We start from the raw sequence: 1,131 nt of genomic DNA on the forward strand, positions 1-1,131 counted from the left end.
ATTGTGGATAAACCGTTAGGGGATAAAGGCAGCCTTTCAGACAGGCGGGGTACGAATAACGGGTTAAATATTAATCAATAAAAATCCTCATATTCCCGATACTGCTCCGGCGCTTCACCTTTACGTTTGATCACCCGGGTATCAGACGTATTCTCTTCGGGGTCGCCTGGACGGGGTCGCCTGGTCTTTCTGTAACCAATTTGCCACAAACCTGGTTTTCGTTAGTGGCAGAAACAAGGTTGTAGCAACCGTTGAATAAGGCAATAAAAAAGCAGATTAACGAAGATAATCACAGATAACTCGACACTGTTATTAGCCCCCTGCTATCTGGCCGTTCTGTCAGCCCCGAACTGCGACCCAGCAATAATAGCCCCATGATCCGGGCATAATTAGTGGTCATTGGTCGTTTCAAGGTCAGCACTTCGGGGCTGGAGAGCAGACCGTTCAGTGGCTTAGCCCATTTAACCGGAGGCAGGGTCCTGCTTTTTGAGACAGGGACCGGATTTTTCACCAGGTAATCCAGGAATCAACATCCCGGAGGAATACCTGGTGATGGTCCGACAGGGTGGATGCTGCTACGGCTTCTTTGGTTCAAATAACATGGGCTTCATTCTTGTTGATAACCCGGTTTATTGATGTAGATCAATTATTTAATTGCGAAAATACGTAGCATGTACCCATCCATTGAGTGATTGCCGAAGTCGGTAGTGATTGTTTCGGGGTATGGTAATAAGAACACCAAATATTCACTCTCTGCCTAAGAATAAATACTACCCAAATAATAATAAAAACCGCTGACTGCTGATGGATCAGCACTTGCAGCCTTGCCGCGGGTGAGGTTTTTTTATTGTTTAATACGGGGGTTGTGCAATTTACCCCGTATTCAGGCGGATAGGATAATACGCCACTGCCGGTAAAATAATAGACATATTCAACCGGCGAGAACCTTGAGTTGAATAAAGCACTGCATCAGGGATGAGGTGTTCAGGTATCACAGTGACGTGAACCAATGGAAGCCTCGAAAAATCAGGCAGGACGCACAGGAAACCCCAACGACGCTGTTCGTTCTCTACGGCCCTCGCTTTATGCGGGGTTTTTGTTTTGCTCAGTTATTCACTGTTGGTTAAAAAA

1 protein-coding gene is annotated in these 1,131 nt (G+C 46.2%); it reads right to left on the bottom strand.

Annotated elements, in window-relative coordinates; genetic code table 11:
- Window positions 1–289: 289 nt before the first annotated feature.
- Complete coding sequence (locus KDK14_RS10105; RefSeq protein WP_257264979.1) at window positions 290–511, bottom strand: hypothetical protein; 222 nt, start codon at window positions 509–511, stop codon at window positions 290–292.
- Window positions 512–1,131 lie beyond the last annotated feature (620 nt).

The sequence above is a fragment of the Endozoicomonas sp. ONNA2 genome (assembly GCF_024606365.1).
Lineage (GTDB): Bacteria > Pseudomonadota > Gammaproteobacteria > Pseudomonadales > Endozoicomonadaceae > Endozoicomonas.